Raw genomic sequence first — 7,667 nt, forward strand, 5'->3', positions numbered from 1 at the left:
TCAACCACTTAGGCACTTAGGCACTCAGGCACTCAACCACTTTTCCTATAAATGAACCAATAGAGCAGCGGAATCAGGAAAATGCTCACGATCGTGCCGATGGCCATTGCGCTGATCATGGCGATAGCCAGTGGTTTCTGCAGTTCCGAGCCGATATCGAAAGTGAATAGGATGGGGACCATGGAGAAGAGGGATGTGAGCGCCGTCATGATGATCGCCCTCAACCTCCTTACCCCGCCCGTATGGATGGCTTCCATGAGGGGCATCCCCTCTTTTCTCAACTCATTGATCAGGTCGATTTTCAGGATGGAGTCGGTGAGGATCACCCCGATGGTGACCACGATACCGATGGCGCTCATCAGGTTGAGCGTGTGGCCTGTCAGCCAGAGCACCAGCAGGGCAAAAGCGATATCGATGGGTATCTCTGCCAACACGATCAGCGGTTGCAGGAAATTCTCGAATTGGGAGGCCAGGATAAAGTACATCAACAGGATGGATATCAGCAGGATGACCATCAGTTCTTTCAGCATCTGCCGGTTGGAAAAGAAGTTGCCGGAGAATGCCACGTCCCATGAACCCTCCTGCCGGACGGTTTCCCGCGCCTTCTCCATCAATTTCTCCGGCTGGTTGGCATGGTGGTAGTAGAGCGGTATGTATTCACCGTTCTTGCCGGCGATGATGGTCTTGATATCCTCGCCGGGGGTGAGGTGGACCAATGCCGCCAGTGGCACGCGGACGGGCTGCGATCCGTCCGACGGGTAACCATGCACCAGTGTTTGCTGCAGCACGCTGCGGATGGATTGCTGCTTGCCGGCGATGGAGATGGGGAGGTATTGCTGGAAGGAGCGCAATACCGCCACCTGGTTGTCCCTGAACGCTGTTTTCAATGCCTGCGACACCTCCTGTTGCGATACGCCGTAGAGCAGCAGCTTTTCCCGGTCGATGGTGACTACGAACTGTTGCTCGAAAGGCACGTTTTCGGCATGTTCTCCGATATTGGTGGCCAGGGCGGCTTCCATCTGGCGGATGGCGGCCGGCCCGGGGATCTCATCCCTGTTCCGGGGATAGAGTTGCACGATCATTTCGGCTTCCCCGGTGTCGAATATCTTCTCGAATATGTTCTCCGGCGGGGAGAAGGTGACCACCGCTTCGGGGTAATGGCTGTGCACCCAGTCCGCTATATGGGCTTCGAGCGGCGCGATCCCGGAAGGTTTTCCGGCCTTCAGGTACAACTGTGCCTCGGTGGCGGTCAGGTCGTTGTCCTTATCCAGCAGGTATTGCCGCTGCCCGATATAGGCCGCGTTCTCCACTATATGTCCTTTTGTTGTTTCAAGCAGCTCCGATATGCGGCGCCCGTTTTCATCCAGATGGATGTTCTCGTTCCATTCCACGGTGACGATGCTTTCCACATAGCTGATATGGGGCATGTTTGTCTTGGGCATCACCTTGAAGAGGAGCGCGCAGAGAGGAATGGCGACGACCAGCAGGACAATGTAGAAGACCTTGTGGTTGAATACGTGGTGGATGCCTTTGTCGTACGCGGGGAAGAGCACCCCGTCGATTTTTTGTTGTGCCGAGGCAAAGAAGCCTTCTATATTTTTGTGGCTGAATTTTTTGCCGTAGGCAATCTTGTAGAGCACCGGTAGCATGATGATCCCGGTGAGGTAGGAGACCAGCATGCCTATGGTCACGGCGAACGCTTCGGCCGTGAACAGTGCGCCGGCAATGCCGCTCATGAAGACGAGCGGTACGAACACCGAGATGGTGGTGAGCGTGGAGCTGAAGATGGGCATGATCACTTCTTTGGTACCCTTCTCGCAGGCATCTTCCAGCGCGTATCCCTGTTTCCGGTACTGGGTGATGACATCGGTCACCACGATGGAGCTGTCGATCATGTTCCCCAGGGCGAGGATTAGCCCCGAGAGGGTAATGATGTTCATCGACTGTCCGAAGAGGAAGAAAAAGATAAAGGTGGTAATCAGCGCTGTAGTCATGCTGATGCCGATGATGAACGGCGATTTGCCGTCGCCGAGGAAAAGCAATGCGACGATAAATACCAGTATGAAGCCCAAGATGAGGTTCTCCTGCAGGTTGGAAATAGTGTAGTCGAGCAGCTCCGTCTGGTTGCGGTTTACGGTGAATTCCACGTCCGTGTAGCTGTGCTGGAGGTCGGACAGCGTTTTGTCCAGCGACTGGCGGAGATCTTTCATCGTCTCATCCGCCTGCTTGATGACCCCTAAGGTGACAGCCCTTTTGCCGTTGATGAGCGACATGCCCGACTCGGGTTGCCGCACGACTTCGATTTTTGCCAGGTCTTTCAGCTGGAAGATGCGTCCCTCCTTCTCCATATAGATATTCCGCACATCTTCGGGGGTGCGCAGCAGGGAGGAAAACTTGATGTTGTATTCGTAGTATCCGTCGCGCACCACCATGCTTCCCGGTTCGATGTTATTGGCCGCAAGCACGTTCTCGATATCTCCCGTGGTGATGGATGCCGACTCCAACAGGGCGGGGTCGGGCACGATCTGGAGGTGCTTGTACATCAATCCCGTCATGTCGGCCATAGCTACCTCGGGGAGTTGTTCGATACGCCGCTTGACCACGTTATCGGCAAATTCCGAGAGGTCGAGGAACTGCTGTTCATTGGTGGTGGAGTAGGGGGCGTCGCTTTTCAGGGTGAGGTTCAGGTAGAACACCGGCAGGTCGGTGGCGCTGGCCTTGATCACCCTCGGGCGGCGGGAATCGCGCGGCAGGTTGTTCATGGCCGCGTCGATCTTCTCGTTCACCTCGATAAACGCCAGGTCGGTATCGGTACCGTAATCGAATTTCAGCCTGATGATGGCCGACCCGTCGCGTGTTTCACTCTGGATGTCCCTGAGCTTGCCCACCTGCATCAACTGCCGGCGGATGGGTTTCACTACCGTGTTCTCCAGTTCGCGCGCCGAGGTGTTGTCGCCCGATACCTGCACGGTGATCTCCGGGATGGCGATATCGGGCAGCAGCGACACCGGCAGCGTGTTATAGGTGATAATCCCCAGGATCACACATGCCAGGAACAGCATCAATACCGATACGGGGCGTTGCAGGATTGCTTTGATCATTTTTTCTCATTATTATCCACCACCGTGACGGGTGCTTCATGTGCCAGATTGATATTACCGGCTGTGATGACCGTGTCGCCCTCTTTCAACGTCTCCCCCGTGATGGTGTAGGAGGAGGCGTTTTCCAGTCCCGTCTGCACATAATTCCAGATGGCCTTCCCGTCCACCAGCGTAAAAACCACCTGCCTGCCGGTACGCAGCACGACCGCGCTTTTAGGCACGACCCACTGTTTACCCAGGGAGCGGAAGATGCTCACCCGCACGTTCATCCCTTCCACCATCCGTTCATGGTATCCTACCGACGCCTTCACCTGCACCATCCCGTTCTTGTCCACCCAAGGATTGATCTCCGACACGCGGCCCTCGATCTCCACGCCGGGTATGGAGAAAGGCGTCACCTTGATCTTGTCGCCTACGCGAATCATCCCCAGTTCATTTTCCAGCACCGTAAAAGTAGCTTCCAGGCTGCGGGTGTCGATGATATTGCAGAATATCTCCGAAGGGGAGGAGAGGGTGTTGGGTTTGGCAAAGAGGTTGGCGACCACTCCGCCGATGGGGGCGGTGAGCGTGGCCTGCTCCAGATTGTAGACCGCCATGTCGTATTGTGTCTGTGCCGTATTGCTTCCGCTCTTCACTTTGGCCAGTTCTGCCACCTCTTCCGGCACCGCTTCCAGGTTGTCGAGCCTGTATCCCTGTCCGATCAGCACATCCTGGTATTCGAGTTTGCTCCTCTCCAGTGCATCCTTCGACTGGTGCAAGGTATTGGTCAGGGAGTAGGTGTCCAGCATGGCAATCCGCTGTCCTTTCTGTACCCGGGAGCCGTTTTTGACGTAGATGGCAGAGATCACTTTCGACGTCAGGAACTTGAGTTCCGCCACATTCCGGGCCGATATCTTGCCGTTGCTCACTAATTCATGTTCAAAATCCACGGCAGTCAATGTCATTGTGGATACGTCGGCTGGACGGTCGGGAAGCAGTTGTTGCACGGTTTCTTCCGGTTGCTCCTTTTTCCCCGGATTACAAGCGGACAGCACGACAATTGTCAATATCATCGCATAGCGAGAGATTTTAGGTCGCATATACAGGTATGTTAAAATTCTTATCATCAAAGATAGTGTTTATTTTTTCTGAAATATATTATTTACCCGGGTAAATATATCTTGCTTTGGTGTTATCAATCTGAATTTCTCACTCATTTATAACTCACTTTTATTTATGTTGTTGATATATAGCTTTTTTACAGTTTGTCCGTTTTTATCATATATTGCACGTAAGGATCTTATTAAAAACTTATTTTCTTCTTTCTTTTTGAGTGCAATTCTGATGTAATTTTTTCCATTGATGCCCTTTTTGGCACTACAGTCTTTGATGAGAATGTTGTAACCTGAAATCAGTCTTTCCGCAAGCTCTGTAGAAGTAAATGTATCCCTGATAAGTTCACACATAAAGTAATTTGACTGGCTTGGCAGTACCCTTAAAAAGGATAATGAAGATAATTCACTGTAAAAGCGGACTCGTTCTTTTCTAACTTTTTCACAAGAATCCATATATTCAGATTTATATTTTCCAATAATTTGCATGAAAAATTCAGCTATCGCATTAATATTCCAGATAGGAATATTTTTCTTGATATATGAGACAATATCCTTGTCTGCTGAGGCAAGTATCCCTAATCTTAAGCCCGGCACAGCTATGGGCAATCTCGTCTCCATCAAGACTGATTAATAGTTTGAATTTATTATCAACCAAATACTCCATGTGTTTCTCTAACAAGGTTGCATTGGTGGTCATTGTATAGCATATATTTCTTTTAGGTTTCGGTGAGATGCTATTAATATAATCAATCGTTCGCTTTATTAATTTAAAGTTGACCAAAGGCTCACCGCCATAAAATCCTATAAATAATTTAGGGTATTCATGCTTTAAAGATTCTTCGGACCAAAATGGCACAAGATAATCTATCATACTTTTAGCCAAGGAAAAATTCATATTTTTGGATGGATTTAACCTTCTCGTATTGTATAATTCACCATAACCACAATATTCACATTGTAGATTACATCTGCTTGTGACTTCAAAGATCAATTGTCTCGAATTTTGGAAAGATTCCCTGATCATAGAGGGAGTTATATTGAATGTATATTTGTATTTCTTGTATATGTCCATAATGATATCATTTAAGTTTGATTTTTACAACTACCGGATTACTATCTTCGGTGAGTGATGGAAAAGGAGGGCATGAGCCTTCTTCGAAGAATAAATAGGCATCGATAGTAAAATATAGAGAGCCATTGTTGACAGTAAATGCCCCATGATAAAACTTATTTAATAGATCTATAGAGTCGAGATAATCGTCCAAATCGTTCACGATTGCTTTATCATACCAATCGGATGCTTTGCCGGAGGGATTAACCACACCGATACCATAATTCAGGCCATATACGAATCCCCCACTGGGTAGAGGAATAAATCCAGAGATTGCATCTGTCGACATGGCCTCACTTTTTGTCATATCCATTACTTTGTAATGCGTGTATCTATGAATATTCATAAAAGATTTGTGGGGTTTTATGATGTATTTGGGAACGATTTTTTCTAGGTCTATTGTTTGGTATATTGTATCTATATTCTTATGCTTGAACCATAGTTGTTCTCCGGAATTGACAAACAGCATATCTCCCTGCGGGCGCTCTAGAGTAGATTTCCCCTTTACGGCCAATTCATCTGCAGCCGGATTGGGATACTTATATACAATTTCCCCAGTATCTGCATCTTTGGCATATAATAAATAAGGACCCAGCATATTGACTTTATCCCCAATTTCATATAATCCATTCATGGGATATTCAAATAGAAGACTATTATTGAAGTAGGTATATATTCGCCTTTCCAGCGAATCAATTACCGCTTCTTCTCCCAAATACTCACCTTCAAAAGAAAAACTGACAAAGGTAAATTTACCTCCATTCATAAATGTAAAATACCTTTTATCTCTATTCAAGGCTGCGTGATAGTATACGAACTTTCTCGCTTCCCCTGGTCCCGGCCCTTCAATAAAGACCCTTCCAATAAATTCTCCTTCGGAAGTATATTTATATATATTTTCCCTGTCTATATAGATTGTATCGTTCACTACATGAACGGTTGCCATTTCCATATCTCCCAATAACGGATTTTCATCCAGTTGTATATAAGAGATACTTTCTGCAAAATCTGACAATTTTAAAGGTGTATTGGTCTTCTTTATTCCCGAGAGATCAACAATAATAGGCTCTTCTTCTGCCATCCTTGATATATCAGTTTTATTTGTAGAATTACAACTGCAAACAATCACACCTATCACGGATAAGAATGGATATAATAAATTTCGATACATCATGTCGTTTTCAAATAGTAATTATAAGTCCTGTAAATTTTATGCTATTTGTCTTGAAATCAAGACGTAGTACACTTTAAAAGAGAGGATAATTGAATATCCGAAAGGGTTCAATTACCCTCTCTTTTTTCAGAATTAGAATAAACCTCCATTTCCTATAAAGCGACTGCATAGGCTTCTCCTGCTGGAGGTTGATTACACATACAAACAGGGTTGTTAGTTCCTGTTCCTGTGATGTGTCCATCGTAATTGGCATCCTTGTTTGCATCTGCAGTTGCATATTGACCACATGACCCGCAAACACAGCCCCAGCCACCTAAGATTAATTGTTGTTGTTTTTTCTCCAGATTAGCTTTATTAAGCTTTGAAAGAGTGAATCTTTTTAATGTTTTCATTTTACTTTAATTTTAGTTCAACATTAGATTAATTTTGTTTCGTTTCTTCTTGTAGTTCGACAACTACCCATTACCCACTTACTATTGTTCAGTTTTGATGGACTGGAATAACATTTTAGTTTTCAGCCTTTGTTTTAAGTTATGCCCTGCTTCTATTAAATAAATATTTGTTGTGATAATCAATATTTTTTCCTGGCAAGAGAAAAACTATATTTAGCCTCTTTTGTAGTTGTATAATTTACCTTATTCGATTGGAAAACATTATCGTTTTATTTTTCCGTAAAACAGGTAATTGTTGTCATTCTCGTCTATTGAGTCGCGCAAATCGGTCAATTTTTTGCGTTCACTGTCGGATAGTTCGCTATCCTGGTCCAGTTGTTGCGACAAGAGTTCCTTCAACTCCCCGGGATCGACATTCCAATAATAATAACCGTTGTAAAATGCCGCCCATTCCATGGGGATGTTTCCCAGAAAGTCGTTGTAAAGCCTGTAATATCCCCCTTTGAGCGTTCGCTTGTCCACGATATATTTCGAAGGATACTCGGTGACAGACATATTCTCGGAGAGTTTCTTTTCCACGGTTACTTCACCCAAAAAATGATGGGGTAACTCCTGGTATGAATGAATTTTCCACGGTCTATCCTTGAAATCGAGCGTGAATTTCGGATCGAGCCTATTCTCTGCGATGTTATAATGGTAAAGTGTGTCGTGGCGGCCTTCCTCAAAATTGAACAGGGAACAGTCGAACGCTGCCGTGTTTTTATTGGAGTAGACCTCGTTGCTGAAACTGGGGGG

At 46.4% G+C, this 7,667-nt stretch carries 6 protein-coding genes and 1 pseudogene; all 7 read right to left on the minus strand.

The annotated features are described in order from the left end of the window. Positions 1-32: 32 nt before the first annotated feature. Positions 33-3,101, minus strand: a complete 3,069-nt coding sequence (locus ABV001_RS09900; protein ID WP_352422648.1) for an efflux RND transporter permease subunit — start codon at positions 3,099-3,101, stop codon at positions 33-35. After that, positions 3,098-4,180, minus strand: a complete 1,083-nt coding sequence (locus ABV001_RS09905) for an efflux RND transporter periplasmic adaptor subunit (protein WP_352422649.1) — start codon at positions 4,178-4,180, stop codon at positions 3,098-3,100. Before ABV001_RS09905 ends, ABV001_RS09900 begins: the two co-directional genes overlap by 4 nt. A gap of 117 nt (positions 4,181-4,297) precedes the next feature. After that, complete coding sequence (locus ABV001_RS09910) at positions 4,298-4,813, minus strand: hypothetical protein (RefSeq protein ID WP_352422654.1); 516 nt, start codon at positions 4,811-4,813, stop codon at positions 4,298-4,300. Further along, complete coding sequence (locus tag ABV001_RS09915; protein ID WP_352422650.1) at positions 4,701-5,267, minus strand: radical SAM protein; 567 nt, start codon at positions 5,265-5,267, stop codon at positions 4,701-4,703. The genes ABV001_RS09910 and ABV001_RS09915 overlap by 113 nt, the downstream gene beginning before the upstream one ends. Before the next feature lie 7 nt (positions 5,268-5,274). After that, positions 5,275-6,387 carry a DUF4934 domain-containing protein gene (locus ABV001_RS09920; RefSeq protein ID WP_352422651.1) on the minus strand — a complete coding sequence of 371 codons (1,113 nt, stop codon included), beginning with the start codon at positions 6,385-6,387 and terminating at the stop codon, positions 5,275-5,277. Between the two features lie 245 nt (positions 6,388-6,632). Then, positions 6,633-6,872 carry a TIGR04149 family rSAM-modified RiPP gene (locus tag ABV001_RS09925; protein ID WP_352422652.1) on the minus strand — a complete coding sequence of 80 codons (240 nt, stop codon included), beginning with the start codon at positions 6,870-6,872 and terminating at the stop codon, positions 6,633-6,635. 261 nt (positions 6,873-7,133) lie between these two features. Continuing rightward, positions 7,134-7,667, minus strand: a pseudogene (locus ABV001_RS09930) (6-bladed beta-propeller); the annotation flags it as partial.

This window comes from Proteiniphilum sp., from assembly GCF_040307845.1.
In the GTDB taxonomy this organism is placed as follows: domain Bacteria; phylum Bacteroidota; class Bacteroidia; order Bacteroidales; family Dysgonomonadaceae; genus Proteiniphilum.

Excerpts from the sequence above, each read along its gene's own strand:
- ABV001_RS09900 (WP_352422648.1), bottom strand. The coding sequence starts at position 3,101 with ATGATCAAAGCAATCCTGCAACGCCCCGTATCGGTATTGATGCTGTTC.
- ABV001_RS09905 (WP_352422649.1), bottom strand. The coding sequence starts at position 4,180 with ATGCGACCTAAAATCTCTCGCTATGCGATGATATTGACAATTGTCGTG.
- ABV001_RS09910 (WP_352422654.1), bottom strand. The coding sequence starts at position 4,813 with ATGGAGACGAGATTGCCCATAGCTGTGCCGGGCTTAAGATTAGGGATA.
- ABV001_RS09915 (WP_352422650.1), bottom strand. The coding sequence starts at position 5,267 with ATGGACATATACAAGAAATACAAATATACATTCAATATAACTCCCTCT.
- ABV001_RS09920 (WP_352422651.1), bottom strand. The coding sequence starts at position 6,387 with ATGGCAGAAGAAGAGCCTATTATTGTTGATCTCTCGGGAATAAAGAAG.
- ABV001_RS09925 (WP_352422652.1), bottom strand. The coding sequence starts at position 6,872 with ATGAAAACATTAAAAAGATTCACTCTTTCAAAGCTTAATAAAGCTAAT.